The following is an 18,928-nucleotide window of genomic DNA, read 5'->3' on the forward strand; positions in this document are numbered from 1 at the left end:
ACAGACCAGCTTAGTGCTGGTTGCAGAACTCTTCGAAGCGGTCCATGCCGGCGTTGATGACGTCCAGGCTGGTCGCGTAGCTGAAGCGGATGGTGTACTCCGCACCGAAGGCCACGCCCGGCACCACGGCCACCTTCTGCTTGCTCAGCAGCTTCTCCGCGAAGTTCACGGACTTGATGCCGATGGGCTCGATGTTCACCAGGAAGTAGAAGGCGCCAAGGGGCTCCACCACGCGGATGTTCTTGATGGCCTGCAGGCGACCCAGCATGTACTGGCGGCGCATGTCGAACTCTTCACGCATGTCCGCCACGATCTGCTGGTCTCCATTCAGCGCGGCGATGGCGCCGAACTGGGCGAAGGTGGTCGGGTTGGAGGTCGTGTGGCTCTGAATGGTGTCGATGGCGGTCGCGATCGCCTTCGGAGCGGCGGTGTAGCCGAGGCGCCATCCGGTCATGGCATAAGCCTTGGAGAAGCCGTTGATGGTGATCGTGAGGTCGTGCACTTCCTTGCTCAGGGAAGCGATGCTGATGTGCTCCTGACCGGCGTACACGAGCTTCTCGTAGATTTCGTCGGAAAGGATGAGGATGTCTTCACCCAGAGCGATTTCGGCGATGGCTTCCATCTCCGCGCGGCTGTACACCGAACCCGTCGGGTTGCCGGGCGAGTTCAGGATGATCATCTTCGTGAGAGGCGACATTGCTCCCTCGAACTCATCGGGGGTGATCTTCCAGCCGTTCTCGGCCTTCGTTTCCACGATCACGGGCACGCCACCAGCGAGACGGACCATCTCAGGATAGCTCGTCCAGTACGGGGCGGGAATGATGACTTCGTCCCCCGGATTTACGACCGCGAGAATGGCGTTGTAGCAGGAATGCTTCGCGCCGCAGTTCACGCTGATCTGGGAGGGTTCGTAGGAAATGTTGTTGTCCACGCTCAGCTTCGTGGCGATGGACTCGCGCAGTTCCAGCAGACCGGCGCTCTCGGTGTAGCGGGTCTGGCCGTCGTGCAGCGCCTGGATGGCTGCCTCCGTGATGTGCGCCGGCGTATTGAAGTCAGGCTCACCTGCGCCGAAGCTCAGCACGTCCACGCCCTGCTTTTTCAGCGCCTTCGCCTGGCTGGTGATAGAGAGAGTCAGGGACGGCGACAGTTCTGCGACGTTTTTGGCAATGAAGTCCATTGTGAGGGGCGGGATTGAATGATTGGAGGGAGGGGCAAAAAGGAGAGCTTTGGGCCTTTGTCAACGATTGTGAAAGGAAAGCGGGCTCATGTCGCAACAAGATCGGCGGCCCGGTCTTGCCCGGTTGCCGCCCTAAACCGTTTCGTGCGTAGAGGATTCAGCCCGAAATCATCCCAGCCGTCCCTGGGCAGTGACCCACTTCCCACGGGTGACAATTTCTTCGAAGACGAACCCCGCCTTCCGCCCGGCATTCAGGCAGCCATCGGCCTGGGTCTTTAAAATACCCGAAATGAGGAGGGTACCTTTCTTTTTGATGGCGCGGGCCATCTTGGGGAAAGCCTCCTCCAGCACATCGTGGAAGAGATTGGCCGCCACGCAGTCCCACTTCTCCTTCGGCTTCCATTTGAGGACATCCGCCACCTCCAGAGTGACCTTCTTGGTCCGGTTCCGCTTCAGGTTTTGCAGGGCCACTTTGATGGCCAGTTCGTCGAAATCACAGCCCCAGGCCTTCGCGGCGCCCAGTCGCTCCGCCGCGATGGCCAGCACGCCGCTGCCCGTGCCCAGGTCCAGCATGGTCCAGGGGGTACCCTCCCGCTCCTCCGCAATGTCCACCAGCATGCGCAGCACCGTGGAGGTGGTCTCATGGTGACCAGTGCCAAAAGCCATGTCCGGCGGGATGCTGATGATCTGGCGCCCCGGATGCTCCCGGCCCAGCGCCGCCAGCTTGGTGCGCTCCTTGTCCCCGACAATGAGAAGCCGGTCCCGCACTTTTACCGGCACGGGCGGGTCAGGGTTCATCGCCGCCCAGTTACGGGCCTTCACCTCGCGCACCACGCCGCCGAAATGGCTCTGGATTTCCTCCGCCTCCTTCTTCTTCTCACAATACACCTCCACACGCACGGTATGGCGCCCCGGGATTCGCGTGATGACAAACCGCGGATCCCCCGCGAAACGCTCCTCCCAGGCATCTACCCACGTGTTCCCTGAAAGCTTGGACCAGACAAACATGGGTGGATGCTAGCGTGCCCCGAACCGGATGGCAGCGAAAAATGTGCCTCTTCCCTTTTTCTTAATGCCCCTGCGAACTCCCATCCCAAGAGCAACCCGTGAAAAATTCAATTCCTTCCCTTGGGTAGAGCAGCCGTGGCCGGCACCAACTCCTGGAGCCAGGTCGGCAGCGGCGGGCGTTCTCCGTCTTTGGAAAATCGCTGGCGCCAGTTTTCATCTGTAAGGGTCGTGGAAGCGTCCACTTCGTGGTAGGGCATCACGATGCCGCGGCAGAGCACTTCTTTGCCTTCCCATGGGTAGAGCACATAGAGATGGCGCGGCCGGCCAATGCCCACGTGCTGCATGCTGCTTCGCTGAGGCTGCGAGGAAAGGAAGGCAATACGCGGAGCATCATCATGGGGATGGAAAAGCGCCTGACCCCGGTAGAGCATGATTTCCGATAGTTCATGGCCGATGCCTGAGACGAGATTGTTCTCACTGTCGGTGAATGCGCGACGATCGAGCTGCTTGTCCGCCAGGAAGGAGAGACGCAGGCACAGGACCTCCAACTGGTGCCAGAGCACATCCGTTCGGATACGGTCCTCTTGCAGGATGCGCCACAATTCACTGCCTGGCCTCGCTTCCCGCTCGACTCTCGTTGCCAGCTTTTCAAGCTCGTCCGCCAGCTTGTGCACATCCGCGAGGGTGGGATTCTTCAGTTTGTCGTGATCCATCGGCACGCGATAAGTCCCAAGCTCATGGGACAATACCCAGGTAGCCCCGAAAATCTCCTGCTCACCTGGCTTTTCCGCCGCGCGAGCCCGTTCGCTCTTCGCTGTCTCTCTCATCTCCTCCACCACGGCGGCCACGGGATTCCCCACGGCCTCCGCATCGGAGGCAAGCCGGGCCATGGTGTGGGCACACCAGCTCAGTCGCATAAAAAACTCCGGGACTGGCTCGACGAAACCCTGCGGCGATCCCATGCCACTCAGCACGTGCACCTCTGGCTTCGCCTGGAGTACCCAGGCGTGTCGGTCCTGAGCCCAACTTGCTGCGATGGTCTGCATTGCCTTCGCCTGCCATGCGGCACTGCGCATGAAAGCAGGCGCGCGTTCATCCACTTCTGCCGCCCAGCGCAACGCACCTCGGTACCGCAGTTCCGGATACCACCCACGAGTGAGCCTCTTCCACCAGGGCAGAGCATTATTCGCGGGATTCCTATAGTCTTCTCCCAACGAGGGCCTGCCTGCCGCCAGGCGAGTCAATGCCTCTTTCCCATATTGCTCCTCGAAGAGCTTTTCCGCAGATGGAACTCCCAGCCACGCATTGAAAGAAAGTCCTGGAGAGATGGCAGGCTGTGTCACGGGTTGAGCGGCGACCGCAGTGTACATGGCCAGGTCTTCAGGGAGTCTGTAGGTACTCAAGACCCGGAACTCCACGTCCTCATCCCCGGGCACCGTCTCACGCAATCGATCCGAGATGGGAGATGCCTTGTAACCCTTCTGTTGTATGTCCGATTGCACAACCTCCAAACCGCCCTTGAAGAGCGCCTCATCCACCGTCAGCTTGTCTTCCCGATAGGAACCTATCCGTGTTTCATCGAGATCGAGATTGTCCGACGCTCCACCCAGAGCCTCGAAAAGAATGCTGCGGCTCGTCAAGATGCCTCCATAATGGCGCATCCGAATGCTGCCCAGCATGTGGTAGGCGAGATGCTCCTCCGGGAGCTCCCCCCGAAATGGCACCAATTGCAACCAGCGCACGGCCCTGAAGTATCTGCCCAGCAGGGCCTTGTCCGCATAAAATCCTATGGGACGAAAAAGCGCATATTCAAACGCGAGAAATGAAGGCTCCGGCTTCCCCAACATCGCCGGCTTGTACCTCCCCTCGGCCTTTTGGATGAGCGCAACTTCGTCTTCAATGGCCTTCTTCAACTCCGAGGGAGCGCCTTCAAGTTCACCACCCATGAGTTTCAACGCCACACCCATGATGGACATGGCCCGGTTCTTGGATCTGGTGATCAGCGAGGCATCCCCCGCATAGCACCTTTCGATGCTGCGGAGGTCCTTCCACACGGTGCCGCAGAAATCCTTCAGTCCCGTCGCCTGCACTTCCTCCTGCTGGCGGAGCGTCTCCTCAAAAAGGACGTGGTAGGCATTGAGCACCGCGTCGCTCGTCACAAACTGGGGTTCTCTTCCACCGAGGTACGCGCGGAAGGACTGGCGCTCCTCCACGCCGGTGACCAGGAACTTGTCCTTCTCCAAGCGGGTTGACTGGTCATCCGTCAATCCGGCACGCTGCGCGGCTTCCTGCCAGTTCTTGGGGGGCTTGGGACCATCTTCATCTGCCAGGCTGGTTGAAATGCCAAGGGATGCAATGGTCAGCGGCAACAAGACACGGGAAAACATGGCGCAGGCTAACCTTTTCATTCCGTGAATGTCACGCTCCAAGTCCCGGCGGTTTGCAGGGTGAAGAAAAACTCACGCTTGACCGCCCACCACAAAACCGGTATACCGGTTTTGTGGTCCGGAATACAGCACACACTCGCTCCAAGAAATCCCCCAGACGCGCCCCGCTGAAGAAACCACGGGCGGCGCGGGTGGCGACTGCACCCTCCAATCTGGCGCAACGGGCCTACGAGCACCTGCAGACGCAGCTCTGGAGCGGGAAGCTGGCGGCGGGAGAAAAGATCTCCGAGGCGCGGCTGGCCAAAGGACTGGGCATGAGCCGCACGCCGGTGCGCGAAGCCATCCGCCGTATGGAAACCGAGGGCGTCGTCACGCAACGTGCCTCCAGCGGGACCTACGTGGCGATGCCGGAGCGTGCGGAAATTGTGGAGGCGTATGAGGTGCGCATGGCCATCGAGTCTTTTGCCGTGCGCAAGGCAGCCCGTCGCATGAAGCCGGCGCAGATTCTCGAACTGCAAAAGCGCTGCGATGACATGCGCGAGGCCATTCGCGACTTTCGCGCCTCAGGTGAAACGCTCATGACTGGCGCTCCGCTGAAGCGTTATCTCAATGCGGATCTCGCGTTCCATCTGCTGCTGATCAAAGCGGCGGAGAACCGTCGCGCGCTCACCATCTTCGGCGATGTGAATCTGCGCAGTGCCATCTTCGGCTGCCGCAGCCATGAGCGGGACCTGCATCACGTGGCGTGGGTGTGGCTGAAACATGCGCGCGTCGCACGCTCCATTCGCCAACGCAATGCAAGTGCCGCGCAGCAGCATCTGGAAGCTCACATGCAAACCAGTATGGAGGACGCCCTGGCCTCCCACGATGCGCGGCGCGGCAAGCAGCCAAAAACCACCACCGCTCCCCCACCCCTTACTGAAGCGATGTCGGAACTCATCGCCGAACTCCGCGAACCGGCACACTGAACTGCTAGCGCCTCATCTCACATTTCTCATGGTATCTACCATCACCAACACTGCATTCTCACCCGCATGGCGCGACCGGATTCAAAAGTCCGGCGTCATTGCCACCATCATCCTTGAAGATCCGGATGCCGCCGTACCGCTCGCCAATGCCCTATGTGACGGCGGAGTCGATTGCATCGAGCTCACCCTTCGCACCGAAGGCGCTTTGGAAGCCCTGCGCCGCATGTCCAGCGAAGTGCCACGTGCCTTGGTGGGAGCGGGCACGGTGCTGACGCCGCAACAGGTACATGCGTGCGTGGAAGCGGGAGCGAAGTTTGGTGTGGCGCCGGGAACGAATCCTCGTGTGATACAGGAAGCGCAGAGTGCGGGCTGGTCCTTCGCGCCAGGCGTATGCACGCCCTCCGATGTGGAGCGTGCGCTGGAACTCGGTTGCACGCTGCTGAAGTTTTTTCCCTGCGAGCCGTGCGGTGGCCTGACTTACCTGCGGAGCATCGCCGCCCCTTTCGCGCATCTCGGTGTGCAGTTTGTCCCGCTGGGCGGAATCGATGAACACAATGCCGCGAGCTATCTGGGAGATCCGTTGGTGCCAGCCATCGGAGGTTCCTGGCTCGCGCCAAAAAATTTGATCCATCAGCGCGATTGGGAATCCATCACGGCCCGTGCGCGTGCCATCCGTGAACTCATTGACCGCACCCGGGGAGGCAACTCGTGAGCCGCGCGGTCGTTGTTACCCTCGGGGAAATCATGATGCGCCTCGCCACGCCGGGGCATGCACGCTTTCAGCAGGCAATGCCCGGCATGCTGCAGAGTACCTTCGCAGGGGCAGAGGCAACGGTGGCGGCAGCGCTCGCCCACTGGGGTGGGAATGCTTCCTTCGTATCGGCGCTGCCGGCTCATGCCATCGCGGACGCGTGCCTGGTGAATCTGCGACAGTTCGGCGTGGATACACGCCCCGTTTTGCGCACGCCGCATGGCCGCCTTGGGCTGTTCTTCCTGGAGGCAGGTGCAAATCAGCGACCGCACCAGGTCATTTATGATCGTGAGGGTGCCTCCGTGGCCATCACGCCACCGGAGGCCTATGACTGGAATGCCATCTTCGCGGATGCGACCTGGTTTCACATCACCGGCATCACACCCGCCCTTTCTGAGAATGCGGCGAATGTCGCGCGGACTGCTTTGCGTGAAGCTTCCGCACGCGGACTGCAAATTTCGCTCGATGTGAACTTCCGCAGCAAACTGTGGAACTGGTCTCTGCCCCTCACTCCGGTACAACTCGCCGCACGCACGCTGCAGGAACTCATGCCCATGGTGACCGTCTTCATGGGCGGTCGTGAAGATGCTGCCGCTTTGCTGGATATCCAGGCGGATGCTGGCGCGAAGAATCCGGATGTGAATGTGGCCCGCAAACTCGCCACGCGCTATCCACAACTCACGCACATCGCCATGAGCCTGCGTGAAGGCGTCTCTGCCAATCACAGTTTGTGGAGCGGGATGCTGCATGCTGTGGCCACGGACACCACGCACTTCGCTCCCATGCATGATGGCGACGTGGTGCCGCATGAGATTCCGAACATCGTGGATCGTCTCGGTGCCGGTGATGCGTTTGCGGCGGGAATCATCTACGCACTCTCGGCTCCAGGGTCCCGTGACCCGGCACACGCCGTCCGATTCGCAGTAGCCGCCGGTTGTCTCGCGCACTCCGTCGAGGGTGACTTTGTGCATGTCTCGCGTGCCGAGGTGGAAGCGCTCATGCAGGGCGATGCCTCTTCCCGAGTGAAACGCTGAACACGACTACTCCGCGCTATGGCCACGCGTTCCCTTTCACAAGAAACCACTGCTACTGCTGCTACACCCACGCGTGTGCGGCACAGCGTGCTTTGGTTCGTCTGCATCCTGTCCATGATCACGTACTTGGACCGCGTGGCACTGGCCTCGGCGGCGGGAGATGTGGTAAAGGCACTGGACCTGGACAGTGTAGCCGACTTGAAGTGGGCCTTCACCGCATTCGCATTGGCATACGCCCTCTTCGAAGTGCCCACGGGCTGGATGGGCGACATGTTCGGACCTCGTAAGGCGCTGCTGCGCATCGTGCTGTGGTGGTCCGTGTTCACCGTGCTCACCGCAGCGGCAGGCCTGAAGTTCGGTCCGGTGACGTTGGGACTTGGGTTCTTGATTGTAGTGCGATTGCTCTTCGGCATTGGCGAGGCGGGCGCCTATCCGAACATCACCCGCGCTCTGCACAACTGGCTGCCACTGCAGGAGCGCGGGCGCGGTCAGGGCACGGTCTGGTTCTTCGGGAAACTCATGGGCGGACTCACCCCCTTCCTGTGGACACTGCTTGTGGTGGGCACCACTTACACCCCTGCTCTCTTTGGATGGCGCACGGCCTTCTGTGTGTTCGGTGTCATCGGTGTGATATGGTGCATCACTTTTGCGAGAAAGTTTCGCGACCAGCCGGAGCAGCATCCGGGGGTGAATGCCGAAGAGTTGGAGTACATTCACCGCAACCGTGCCGCCGTGAAGGAATCCCACAGCGGCGTGCCGTGGAAGCGCATCGTCACGGACTGGAATTTCCTCGCCCTCTGCCTCATGTATTCCGCGCAGGCGTATGGGTGGTATTTCAACATCACGTACCTGCCACAGTTCCTGGAGAAACACTACGGCATGCCAAATTCCAGCCTGCTGGGCGCGCTCTACAAAGGTGGGCCGCTACTCGCGGGCGCCCTGGGTTGCCTCTTCGGCGGCATGATCACAGACTCCATCATCCGTCGCACCGGTGATCGTAAAAGGGCGCGACGCCTCTGCGGCTGGGTGGGCCACAGCATCTGCGTGCTCTGCTTCCTCATTGCCCCCGTAGCACCGAATGCCTTCATCTTCTTTCTCGCAGTATCACTCGCGGCCCTCTGCACGGACCTCACCCTGCCAAGCGCCTGGGCCACGTGCCAGGATATCGGCGGGCGATTCGCAGGCACCATCGGAGCCTTCATGAACATGGGAGCCGGACTCGCTGGTGCACTCGCTGGGTGGGTCACGGGTTCGGTGCTCGAACGTTCGGTGATGAACCACGCAGTCTCACTCGGTGTCGAGGTGAAGGCGCTCACCACAGAGCAGGCAAACGCCGCCTTGCTGCATGGATACCATATGAATTTCTACAGCTTCGCCGCGCTCTACGTCGTGGCCTTCCTCTGCTGGTTCAAGATTGATCCCACCCGCCCTATCGACCCTGCCACGGCTCCGGACTGATCCCCCTGTTCACGATTGATACACCCCATCATGAATACTCACGCCCTCATCACCCGCTTCGCCTGCGCTCTCGTTTTGCTGGGCTCCACGGCAGTCGCCGCGGATCCACACGATGCCCTCACGCCGGTGAAGGTGAACTTCTCCCCCGGGCCTGAATATGGCGACAGCACCCGTATCTTCCAGGGCATCCCCGGCATGGAGCGCGCTGCCAACGGCCGGCTCTGGGCACTCTGGTACGCAGGTGGTCCTGATGAACCCGGCGAAGGCAAGGGCAACTATGTGATGCTCGTGACGCGTGGTGATGACGGCAAATCGTGGTCCGGCCCACGACTCGTCATCGATCCGCCCGGCGATGTGCGCGCCTACGATCCCACGCTGTGGCACGATCCGCAGGGACGTCTCTGGCTCTTTTGGGCACAGTCCAGCCACTGGTGGGATGGGCGTTCCGGCACCTGGGCCATAGTCACGGAGAATTCCGGTGACGAGAATCCGAGATGGTCGGAGCCACAACGCCTCTGCAACGGCATCATGATGAACAAGCCCACCGTGCGCAGCAACGGCGAATGGCTCCTCCCTGTTTCCATGTGGGCCATGCCTGTGGACAAGCGCACGCGTGAGGAGCATCGTCACAATCTCCCCGAGGAAAGCGGCGCCCAAGTGGTCATCTCCCGCAACAAGGGCCACACCTTCGCCTTCCTCGGCAAGACCCGCGCTCCGGAGAACATCTTCGACGAGCACATGGTCGTAGAGCGCAAGGACGGCAGCCTCTGGATGCTCATCCGCACCAAGGCTGGCATCGCTGAGAGCATTTCCACGGATGGCGGCAAGACGTGGACACCCGGGGCTCCTTCGAAGATCCCACACGTGAATTCACGCTTCTTCATCCGCCGGCTGAACTCAGGGAAGCTTCTACTCGTGCGCCACAATCCACCGGACATGAAAACGCGCTCCCACCTCACCGCGTGGCTGAGTGACGACGACGGCATCACCTGGACAGGCGGTCTCATGCTCGATGAGCGCAAGGGTGTATCCTACCCTGATGGGGTGCAGAACAAGGACGGCGTGATTCGGATCATCTATGACTTCGAGCGCACCGAGGCGAAGCAAATTCTCATGGCAGCTTTCACAGAGGCCGACGTCGCCGCGGGCAAACCCTCCGATACCACCCGTCTGCGAGTCCAGGTAAATCAATCCACCGCCATCTCACCGAAGAAGAAGGAGAAAGAACCCGAAAAGAAATCCCCTTCACCAGCGAAATCGGCCACGACCTCCACCTCCGCAGCAAGCGCAGTCCCTTCTCCCGACTCTTTCGGCATCACCACCCTCACACCTCCGGTACTCAATACCAATCCCGGTCCGCGCTACTGGCCGCGTCTTCGCATGTGGCAAGGCATCCCCGGCATCGAGCGCAGTCCCAACGGCCGTCTCTGGGCTACGTGGTATACCGGACCTCTCGCCGAGGGCAGCGAAGGCAATCACGCCGTGCTGGTCACCAGTGAGGACGATGGCAAGACGTGGACGAATCCCGTGGCTGTGTATGATGCCAGCCTCTTCTTCAGCGGCAATACCGGCGATCCGCATCTCTGGGTGGATCCCAAAGGCCAGCTTTGGTGGTTCGTGTATCGCAACATGCGCATCAAGGATGCCAATGGCATCCGCTCGCTGTGGGGATTCCGCATGGTGGATGCAGAGAGCGCAACGCCACAGTTTCACCCGCCTGTGTTCGCAGGATTCGGTGTCGGGTTGAACAAGGCGACCGTCCTTGCCAATGGCGACTGGATTCGCCCCATCGACAATTTCAACTCCAAGGACCCAGAGCGCACCCTCTTCTACGTATCCCGCGATCAGGGAGCAAGCTTCACTCCTCTGTCCAAAGCACGCGTCAAGGACGGCGTCTTCTCCGAGCATCAAGTCGTGCAACGCAAAGATGGAAGCCTCATCGCTCTTGTGCGCACCAGTTATGGCATTGGGCAAATCGAGTCCTTCGACAACGGCGCCACCTGGGTGAATGACAAGCCCTTCACCACCGAGCGTGGTGTGAACACCCGATTCTTCTTTACCAGGCTGAAGTCCGGCAACTGGCTCCTCGTGGTGAATGATGTCCCCAAGGGGCGCAGCCGCCTGACCGCGATGCTCTCCGAGGACGAAGGCAAGACCTGGCCGCACAAGCTGCTCCTCGACGACCGCCAGTCGGTGAGCTACCCGGATGGCACGGAGGGAGCGAACGGCTGCCTCTACATCACCTATGACTGCGGCCGCTACACCAAGGACGAGCAGGAAATTCTCTTCGCCAAGATTACGGAAGCCGACATCAAGGCCGGCAAACTGGTGAACGAAGGCAGCCGTCTCCGGCAACTCATCAATCGTCTGGCCGACCACGGCGGCGGCGTGCGCGAGACCCGTGAACCGCAACTCATGGAAAAGGCGGACGAGGTCGCAAAAGGCCGCATCGCAGAGAAAAACTGAAAAACTTCTCCCCACCTCTCCGGTTATTGTCTCCCCGCTGATGATTCCCGGCCGCCTCCTCCCACTCAACCCGTGAACGAAGACCTGATCATCTTCATCAGGGCTGTATTGGGAACGGACCATCTCCCCTCCGAAGTGCGGAATGCCGCAACCTCGCTGGACTTCGTCTCACAGAGCACGTTTGACCAGAGCTACCTGGACTTTCTGCAGGAACAAATCGAGGGCTCAAACGACACCGGGCGGACAGCGAAGATGAAGGAGCGGTTGACAGCGCTCACCCCCTATCGCGACATGCGGACACTCGTTGGCTTCGTACCGACCCTCAACGGGCTCTGGTCAATCCGCGTGGATCCAGCGAGGGGAAAAGTCATCCACGGCGAGATGGCGCCTTGAAACGGGCTCCGACCGACCTGCAATCCGAGAGCCCGCGAGAGAGGGACATGCAAACTGCTGAAGACCAGCTAGCGTTGCTGGTTGTTGTACCGATCGCGGAACTTCTGCATGTCTCCGGCGCTCATCAGTTCGAAGGTGATGTTCACGATTTGGCCGTCTTCACGCTTCATTGTCACGCCCCAGGCCTCGTAGGCTTCGATCGTGCCACGAATCGTCCTGCCATCCTTCGAAGTGATGGTTTCAATGCCGCCTGCGACGGACTCAGGAGATGGCAGCCCAGGACTTCCAGGCTCTCCGCGCATTCCTTCAGCCGCTACAATCTGTTCCAGTTTGGAAATCAAGTCCTGTGGAACTTCGTGCTTCTTCGCCTCCTCCAGAAGTACCTGCTTCCATCCTCGTTCGTCCGTCGCCATCCGGATGCCCAGGGGACCCAGCACCACCCAGAGAGGCAGGACGATCACTGCGAACAAGATGCCCAAGCAGCCACGAAAGAACGCCCCTTTCACCATGATGATGAGCGACGCGATGAGCAGCGCAAGGTACACCCCCCAGCCGAAGCTGCCCATCAGGGAAGCCAGTTGAGGAATGAACGGTGCCACGAGCCCCACCACCACCAGGAAAAGAGCCAGGCGTCTCACACCCTTCCCTTCCTCGTCCCCACCATAAGACCTCACAGACCTGTTCCGATATTTTCCAGTGTAACCCACAGATTCAACGCGTCGCATAGTTCGCATTTTGTCCACACCCTTAACTTCGTCAATCCTCTTCCCCTAGGCACTTTCTTCATGGAAAGTGGAGCGGGTGACGCGATTCGAACGCGCGACATCTTCCTTGGCAAGGAAGTGCTCTACCACTGAGCTACACCCGCATTGTTTAGTGCGGACGGTGATAATGGCGAATTACGTGAATGTTTCAAGTCGAAAGTCGCATTTTCTTTGTTATTCTTTCTCCCTCTCAATGAACAAGCTCGACGAAATCATCGCCCACAAACATACCGAAGTGCAGCGCCTTTTGCCCCGCATGGAGAAACTCCGTGCTGCCGCCGCTGGACGCAATGATTTCCGCTCCCTCTACGACGCCCTCCGCGCCGACCCCGGACACATGGGCCTCATCGCCGAGGTGAAAAAGGCCTCCCCCTCCGCCGGGGTCATCCAGCCCGATTTCGACTACCTCACCATCGCCCGCACCTATGAAAAGGGCGGCGCCAATGCCATCTCCGTGCTCACGGATGAAAAGTACTTCCAAGGCAAGCTGGAGTATATGACCACCATCCGCAATGAGGTCAGCATCCCGGTGCTGCGGAAGGACTTCATCATCCACGAGGCCCAGATCTTCGAAGCCGCGGTCGCCGGGGCGGATGCCATCCTGCTCATCGTGGCCGCGCTGAAGCAGGACCAGCTCGAGAAGCTGTTGGATGTAGCCCACACCTTCCAGCTCGATGTGCTCATGGAAGTGCACGACCTCCCCGAGCTGGAGCGCGCCCTCGCGACCAACGTACGCATCCTTGGCATCAACAATCGCAACCTGAAGTCCTTCACCGTCGACCTCGCCACCACCGAAGCTCTCGTGGAGGAAGTGCCGGATGACGTGGTGCTCGTCAGCGAAAGCGGCATCAAGTCCGTGGAAGACGCCCAACGCCTTGCCGACGCCGGCGCGGATGCACTCTTAGTGGGCGAAACCCTCATGCGCCACGAGCACCCCATGGACATGGCCCGTGCGCTGCGCGTGGAGAAGGTGATTGTGGAGCGGTGATTCTGTAAGCAGTAGATCAGTAAACAGTAGGTCAATGTGAGCGCGCCCTTCTTGGGCGCGCGCGGTTCTGCCGCTGCGACGGTTCATCATAAAGGAACGGCTTCTCGCCCGGGCCCTCTCCTCGCGAGGTACCTGGACCCGGGAGCCGTAATTGGAAGGACCGCGGGCAACGCGACTTTATTCTGTTGCCAGCCTCTGATGCCCCATGATGGAATCACTCAACCGATGAGTGCTCCAGACGAATCGCTTCCGCCCTCACCTCCCCCTTTGCCACCTCCACGGGAGAAGAAGGGTATGTCAGCTGGCTGCATCATCGCGTTGGTGCTTGGAGTTTTAGGCGGCGCGGTACTCCTCTCTGATTTTCTTTCCGAACGCAATGCCAGAGGTCTTCGGCCTGCCAGGGCGCAGATGCAAGGCTTGGTGCTCGCCGTCAAAGCCTACCAAACCGAGTACAGCCGGCTTCCAGCCCTGGATTCCCCTCCACCGACTGAAGACAACACCCAAGGATATGACACCACGAGCGAAAAAGGTCGTGGCATCATCAAGATCCTTACTGGAGAGGACGAATCAAAAAATCCTCGCAATGTCCCCTTTTTTGAACCCCCTGCGAGAAAAAAGTCGGGCGCTGGCTACACCCCAGAAAATGGGCTGGTCGATACCTGGGGCACCAAGGGTTACGTCATGATCCTCGACTACAACAGCGACGGCGAGATCTCCATCCCTGGGCATCCTGGGGGTAGGATCTCCTCGACGGTCATCATCTACTCTGCCGGACCTGACGGAGACTACAATACGTGGGATGACAATATCACGAGCTGGCAATGATCTCCGACAAAGCTGCTGCCAAGGGAGGCAAAAGTACTCACGCACGCCGCTAGCGAGACGTGTCCCATATTCCTTGCCAAAGTGCACCACACCGTGGTGCAATCGGTGTTCCTATGAATCAACTAGGCCAGCCATCTGCACTTCCTCCGCAGTCAGATCCGGCGACGAAAAAGGGCAGGTCCATCGACCGCCTCGTCACCTTGGCACTCAGCATGGTGAGCTTCGTCATCCTGATGCTGCTATTCCTGGGGCCGCTGGCCATGGCTCAAGTTCGGCAGGAATTGAACTCAACGCGTCCACTCAGCGCCAAGGCCGACATGCTTGGGCTTGAGCAAGCCATCAAAGGTTACCGGGTAGAGTACAACCGCCTTCCAGCACTGGAATCCCCACCCCCTCTCGTCGATAACGCCCAAGGTTACAATACGACCTCCGCAGAAGGCAGACAGATCATCGAGATCCTCGTGGCCAAGGATACCAAGAAGAATCCCCGCCAGATCACCTTCTACGAGCCACCTGTGGAAAAGGACTCGGGAGCTGGTTACAATGCTACCAAGGGGCTGAAAGACATCTGGGGTTCCAAAGGGTATATCATCCTGTTGGACTACGATGGCGATGGCCTGATTGCTGATCCGGCGCATCGCGGTTCCAAGATCTCTGGGGCCGTCCTCGTCTATTCCGCCGGGCCTGATGGAGATTACACCACCTGGCACGACAACATCACGAGTTGGGAACGCTGACTGCTCTGAATCGTAATTGTCTTGCTACATTCCACACCTCCATGGTGAAATCGTGGCATGAGCGAGCCGTCCGACGCATCTCCGCCACCGTCAGAGCAGCTGCCACCACCGGCCCCACCCGCCAGGAAGGGCATGTCCAACGGCTGTACCACCGCTTTGACTATCGGGCTGGTTGGTCTGATGTTAGTGGTGCTCCTGGCGGCCATTGCCGTGCCCATCGGCCGGATGTTCCTGAACAAAGCCCGGACTCTCCAGACCAAGGCGATGATGCAGGCGCTGGTATTGGCCACCAGTGCATATCAGACCGAATACAGTCGCATTCCCGACCTTGGTGAAACCGACGAAATGAAGACACTGGAGGTCCAGGGTGAGATAATCGATATCCTCGTAGGCAAGCATCCTGGCAAAAATCCCCGCCGCATTCCATTCTACGATCCCCCACTCCATAAACCCCGCTCCAAGGGCGGCCTTGTCATTAATGCGGCGGGACTGCCCGAACTTCAGGATCTCTTCGGCCACGTATTCCTCATGCGTTTCGACTGGAATGCGGATGGCAACATCCCGGACCCAGAACATCCGGGAGCCACGGTTAGAGGACCAGTGATCCTCTATTCGGCGGGACCTGATGGCGACTACAGCACGTGGCACGACAACGTCAGGAGTTGGAAGTAGCCATACGATCACGAGCGAGCAGCCCTGACCATAATTGTTCTGAGCGGTTATTCTCTTGTCATTTCCCACGGTTTCATGGTGAAATCATCCATCCTATGAGCGATCCCACGCCCCCTCCCGCTCCTCCTCCCGCGCCGGCACCTATGCCGCCCATCCCGCCCGCGAAGCAGGGCATGTCCACGGGTTGCATCGTCGGTTTGGTGGTCGGCGCCGTGGTATTGTTTTGCGTGATTATCATCGCCGTGCTTGCGGCGCTTGCCGTTCCCACGTTCGCCAGGGTAACGGCGAGAGCCAAGGCGGTGCAAGCCATGGCCCAGATGCAAAACCTGAAACTGGCTGTGAGAGCTTACCAGGTAGAGTATAGCAAACTTCCCTCCGCAACCGTGCCGGAAGGAAAGGACGAACAACAGATGGTAGAAGCAAAAGGGGGGATAATCGACATTCTCACGGGCAAGGATCACGACAAGAATCCCCGCCAGGTTCCCTTCTATGAACCTCCGCCTCCCAAGGCAGGCAAAAGCGGTGGCGTCACCAATGCCGCCGGTGAACTCGAGATTCGCGATCCCTTTGGCCATCTCTACCGGATGTACTTTGACTGGAATGGAGATGGGCAGGTTCCCGATCCCCAGCATCCCGGTGCCACTATTGACGAACCTGTCATCATCTACTCCGCCGGACCCGATGGCGACTACGACACGTGGAAGGACAATGTGAAGAGCTGGGAACCGTAAACACCCCACGCAATCTCGCTCTCAATGCTTGGCTCCTGTTGCCAGAGACCACTGGCGCAGGGTGAAATAAACTCATCCGATGAGTGACCAGGACAGTTCACTTCCACCCCAAGCTCCTCTCTCACCTGCCTCATCCAAAAAGGAGGGCTTGTCCGCCGGTTGCATCGTGGTTTTGGTTCTCGGCGTTATCGGCTTTGTTTTCCTGTTTCTATTCCCTCCTTATAGAGGCTACACTCCCGGCACTGCACGTCGTCTACAGACCAAGGCTCAAATGCAGGGCCTTGTACTCGCCGTGAAAGCATACCAGTCCGAGTACAACCGGCTCCCGACCTTAAAAGATCCTCCACCCACCAAGGACAATACTGGAGGGTATGATACTACGAGCGAACAGGGTCGTGGCCTCATCGACATCCTGCTCGCGACGGACGTTTCCCAAAACCCCCGCCAGATCCCCTTTTATGAACCCCCTGCGGGAAAGAAAGGTAGAGGTGGCTATACCACAACAGGCGGGCTCGTGGATATCTGGGACTCCGAAGGCTACATCATTCTCCTGGACTACAACGGTGATGGACAGATCACGAATCCCGAACATCCCGGGACCAACATCGAAGCCTCCGTAATCGTCTACTCCGCTGGGCCGGATCACGACTTCAGCACGTGGAACGACAATCTGAAGACTTGGGACTAGCAACTTGTTCAGGAATCGACCTCCGTCCCGTCACGAATCTACGTAGCGGATTGCCATACAATTAATGGAACACCCTGATGCGATTCCTTCGCATGAAACGTGTTGAATTCACCATCCGCAATGATGATGGAGATCTGTTGCGTGAACCTGCCTTCGTCGAAAAATGTTCGGAACTGCCGATGGCTATCAAGGGAGCGGTGGAGGATTTTATGGAGGCCAACGATGGAAAGTTGCATATGCCGCTGCTCATCCACGTGAAGCCCATCGCTGATGCCGAAGCTTGCTAGGGTTGGCGGTTCTCTCCAAAAAGAAAGCGGGCTCCTTTCGGAACCCGCTTCACACTTAAGTAGGCGATCCTTGCCTTGGAAGCCCGGACATTAGCCCAGCTTCGCGAGTGCAGCCTTCACGGCTTCGAAGTCCGGCAGGTCCTTCGGAGTGGCGGTCTGCTCGGCGTACTGAATCACACCGTTCTTGTCCACTACGAAGGCAGCACGCGCGGCGGTGTCGCCGATGCCGGCCAGGTTGGGGAACACGACGTCATACGCCTTGGTGATGGCCTTGTTGAGGTCGCTCACCAGCGTGATGGTGATGCGCTCCTGCTTGGCCCAGGCTTCCTGGGCGAAGGGGCTGTCCACGCTGATGCCGATGACTTCCGCGTTCAGGCTGCTGAACTGGCCGAGGCCAGCGGTGATGTCGCAAAACTCAGCCGTGCAAACGCCGGTGAACGCGAGGGGGAAGAACAGGAGAACCGTGTTCTTCTTGCCGTAGTTCGCGCTGAGGGTCACGTCTTTGATCTCGCCGGAGCTCTTGGACTTGAGGGTGAAGTCAGGGGCGGAGGTGCCGATGGAAAGGGCCATGGGATGTTGTTGTTGCAGTTAAGGTGGATGGGTCAGGTTGCGCGGAGAGAGTACCCCGCAGCCAGCGACTGTGGAGGGAAGAAGGCTTCCGTCAACGCCCTTTACATCGCAAGGCGGCCCTCCGCCGGGCCACCTATTGCCCGAAAAATTTCGTCATACCGTCCTCGTACGGCCAGAATGTAGAATGTGACCGCAAAGCCGGATCAACGAGTCCGGCTTGCCTGATGTCACAGCGGTTGCCTGCCGTTCCTTTGCTACTGGGTCCTCACCACCAGCACGCGGCGGTCGAGTTGCAGTTGCGACTCAGTGCCATTGGGGAATTTGGGATAATTTTCCCCATAGCCATGGGCAGACAGGAGCTCCGGGGGCACACCATAGGTCTTGGTCAGTTCATCCAGCACCCGCTGGGCACGCCCGGCGGAGAGCGTCATGTTGAATTCATCCGTGCCCTCGGTGCTGGTATGTCCCTCGATGTCGAATCGAGCATTCGGATTCGCCTTCGCCACTTCGAGGATGCCATTCGCCGTGGCCTCCAGGGCGACGCGAGATTCATCGTTCAGCAATTGCGCCGTCTCCACGACAAAGAGGACCGGCACTGTCACATATGGCAGCTCGCGATCCTTCACCACGACCACCTGCCTTTCCACATCATAGACACGCGCGGGCGCCGGTGTCGTGGTGACTGTCGTGGTGGTTGTGGTAGCCACAGGCGGGGTGGCCACAGCTGGCTCAGTCACGACCACAGCCCTGGGTGCAATGGACAGGCGCTCTCGTACCACCACCCTGCTGAGCGGCGGAGCGGAAGGCACGGTATCCACCACCACCTTCGTTCGGGGAGATGGAGGCACTATTTCCACGGGCGGATTGCTCTGGCCGAGCACAGTCATTTGGGCCAGCGTCACTGCCGGCAGCAGGATGAAGGGAAGATTCATGGTCGTATCAGGTCAGGGATTTGGGCGCAGTGCTCCGTGCCGCACACTTCGGAGAAGGCGCGGTTCACGCAGGCGAAACTGCACGGGTGAAT

At 59.5% G+C, this 18,928-nt stretch carries 19 protein-coding genes and 1 tRNA gene; 13 read left to right on the plus strand and 7 right to left on the minus strand.

The genetic code is table 11. The features are described from left to right. Positions 1 to 10: 10 nt before the first annotated feature. The 3 genes from G5S37_RS17095 to G5S37_RS17105 form a co-directional block, all read right to left on the minus strand. Positions 11 to 1,177, minus strand: a complete 1,167-nt coding sequence (locus tag G5S37_RS17095) for a pyridoxal phosphate-dependent aminotransferase (RefSeq protein ID WP_165205672.1) — start codon at positions 1,175 to 1,177, stop codon at positions 11 to 13. Between the two features lie 168 nt (positions 1,178 to 1,345). Then, complete coding sequence (locus G5S37_RS17100; protein WP_165205673.1) at positions 1,346 to 2,185, minus strand: 50S ribosomal protein L11 methyltransferase; 840 nt, start codon at positions 2,183 to 2,185, stop codon at positions 1,346 to 1,348. 107 nt (positions 2,186 to 2,292) lie between these two features. Continuing rightward, positions 2,293 to 4,572: a DUF3160 domain-containing protein gene (locus G5S37_RS17105; RefSeq protein ID WP_165205674.1), complete on the minus strand. Its 2,280-nt coding sequence runs from the start codon at positions 4,570 to 4,572 to the stop codon at positions 2,293 to 2,295. A gap of 191 nt (positions 4,573 to 4,763) precedes the next feature. On the opposite strand from G5S37_RS17105, the gene G5S37_RS17110 reads away from it, so the two are divergent. From G5S37_RS17110 to G5S37_RS17135, 6 genes are all read left to right on the plus strand, one after another. Further along, complete coding sequence (locus G5S37_RS17110) at positions 4,764 to 5,540, plus strand: GntR family transcriptional regulator (RefSeq protein ID WP_165205675.1); 777 nt, start codon at positions 4,764 to 4,766, stop codon at positions 5,538 to 5,540. Positions 5,541 to 5,568: 28 nt separating this feature from the next. Then, positions 5,569 to 6,252 (plus strand): bifunctional 4-hydroxy-2-oxoglutarate aldolase/2-dehydro-3-deoxy-phosphogluconate aldolase, encoded by a 684-nt coding sequence (eda, locus tag G5S37_RS17115; protein WP_165205676.1) that lies wholly within the window; start codon positions 5,569 to 5,571, stop codon positions 6,250 to 6,252. Further along, entirely contained in the window at positions 6,249 to 7,325 is a 1,077-nt protein-coding gene (locus tag G5S37_RS17120) for a sugar kinase (protein ID WP_276616968.1), read from the plus strand. The genes eda and G5S37_RS17120 overlap by 4 nt, the downstream gene beginning before the upstream one ends. Positions 7,326 to 7,343: 18 nt before the next feature. Next, positions 7,344 to 8,783, plus strand: coding sequence for an MFS transporter (locus tag G5S37_RS17125; protein ID WP_343229861.1), 1,440 nt, complete (start codon positions 7,344 to 7,346; stop codon positions 8,781 to 8,783). 30 nt (positions 8,784 to 8,813) lie between these two features. Beyond that, positions 8,814 to 11,249 carry a sialidase family protein gene (locus G5S37_RS17130; RefSeq protein WP_165205678.1) on the plus strand — a complete coding sequence of 812 codons (2,436 nt, stop codon included), beginning with the start codon at positions 8,814 to 8,816 and terminating at the stop codon, positions 11,247 to 11,249. 72 nt (positions 11,250 to 11,321) lie between these two features. Then, the gene (locus tag G5S37_RS17135; protein ID WP_165205679.1) at positions 11,322 to 11,642 is read left to right on the plus strand and encodes a hypothetical protein; all 321 of its coding nucleotides are present in this window, start codon (positions 11,322 to 11,324) and stop codon (positions 11,640 to 11,642) included. A gap of 68 nt (positions 11,643 to 11,710) precedes the next feature. Here the strand turns inward: G5S37_RS17135 and G5S37_RS17140 are convergent, their stop codons facing one another. Beyond that, positions 11,711 to 12,280, minus strand: a complete 570-nt coding sequence (locus G5S37_RS17140; RefSeq protein WP_165205680.1) for a hypothetical protein — start codon at positions 12,278 to 12,280, stop codon at positions 11,711 to 11,713. Between the two features lie 155 nt (positions 12,281 to 12,435). After that, positions 12,436 to 12,510 (minus strand) — tRNA-Gly (locus G5S37_RS17145). An 89-nt stretch (positions 12,511 to 12,599) separates the two neighbouring features. On the opposite strand from G5S37_RS17145, the gene trpC reads away from it, so the two are divergent. The 7 genes from trpC (at position 12,600) to G5S37_RS17180 (ending at position 17,334) form a co-directional block, all read left to right on the plus strand. Then, the gene (gene trpC / locus G5S37_RS17150) at positions 12,600 to 13,394 is read left to right on the plus strand and encodes an indole-3-glycerol phosphate synthase TrpC (protein ID WP_165205681.1); all 795 of its coding nucleotides are present in this window, start codon (positions 12,600 to 12,602) and stop codon (positions 13,392 to 13,394) included. Positions 13,395 to 13,688: 294 nt separating this feature from the next. Then, entirely contained in the window at positions 13,689 to 14,219 is a 531-nt protein-coding gene (locus tag G5S37_RS17155) for a hypothetical protein (RefSeq protein ID WP_165205682.1), read from the plus strand. Between the two features lie 113 nt (positions 14,220 to 14,332). Continuing rightward, a complete protein-coding gene (locus G5S37_RS17160) occupies positions 14,333 to 14,956 on the plus strand; it encodes a hypothetical protein (RefSeq protein ID WP_165205683.1) in 624 nt (207 codons plus the stop codon). A 57-nt stretch (positions 14,957 to 15,013) separates the two neighbouring features. Further along, complete coding sequence (locus tag G5S37_RS17165) at positions 15,014 to 15,628, plus strand: hypothetical protein (protein ID WP_165205684.1); 615 nt, start codon at positions 15,014 to 15,016, stop codon at positions 15,626 to 15,628. 95 nt (positions 15,629 to 15,723) lie between these two features. Beyond that, positions 15,724 to 16,359 carry a hypothetical protein gene (locus G5S37_RS17170; protein WP_165205685.1) on the plus strand — a complete coding sequence of 212 codons (636 nt, stop codon included), beginning with the start codon at positions 15,724 to 15,726 and terminating at the stop codon, positions 16,357 to 16,359. Positions 16,360 to 16,651: 292 nt separating this feature from the next. Next, positions 16,652 to 17,047, plus strand: coding sequence for a hypothetical protein (locus G5S37_RS17175; protein ID WP_165205686.1), 396 nt, complete (start codon positions 16,652 to 16,654; stop codon positions 17,045 to 17,047). A 92-nt stretch (positions 17,048 to 17,139) separates the two neighbouring features. Then, positions 17,140 to 17,334: a hypothetical protein gene (locus G5S37_RS17180; RefSeq protein WP_165205687.1), complete on the plus strand. Its 195-nt coding sequence runs from the start codon at positions 17,140 to 17,142 to the stop codon at positions 17,332 to 17,334. A 90-nt stretch (positions 17,335 to 17,424) separates the two neighbouring features. Here the strand turns inward: G5S37_RS17180 and G5S37_RS17185 are convergent, their stop codons facing one another. Both G5S37_RS17185 and G5S37_RS17190 read right to left on the minus strand, forming a co-directional pair. Further along, the gene (locus G5S37_RS17185; protein ID WP_165205688.1) at positions 17,425 to 17,904 is read right to left on the minus strand and encodes a redoxin domain-containing protein; all 480 of its coding nucleotides are present in this window, start codon (positions 17,902 to 17,904) and stop codon (positions 17,425 to 17,427) included. Between the two features lie 254 nt (positions 17,905 to 18,158). Then, on the minus strand, positions 18,159 to 18,836 hold the full coding sequence (locus G5S37_RS17190; protein WP_165205689.1) for an OmpA family protein: 678 nt from the start codon (positions 18,834 to 18,836) through the stop codon (positions 18,159 to 18,161). Positions 18,837 to 18,928: the final 92 nt, after the last annotated feature.

Origin of the sequence: Roseimicrobium sp. ORNL1, from assembly GCF_011044495.1 — a bacterium.
In the GTDB taxonomy this organism is placed as follows: Bacteria; Verrucomicrobiota; Verrucomicrobiia; order Verrucomicrobiales; family Verrucomicrobiaceae; genus Roseimicrobium.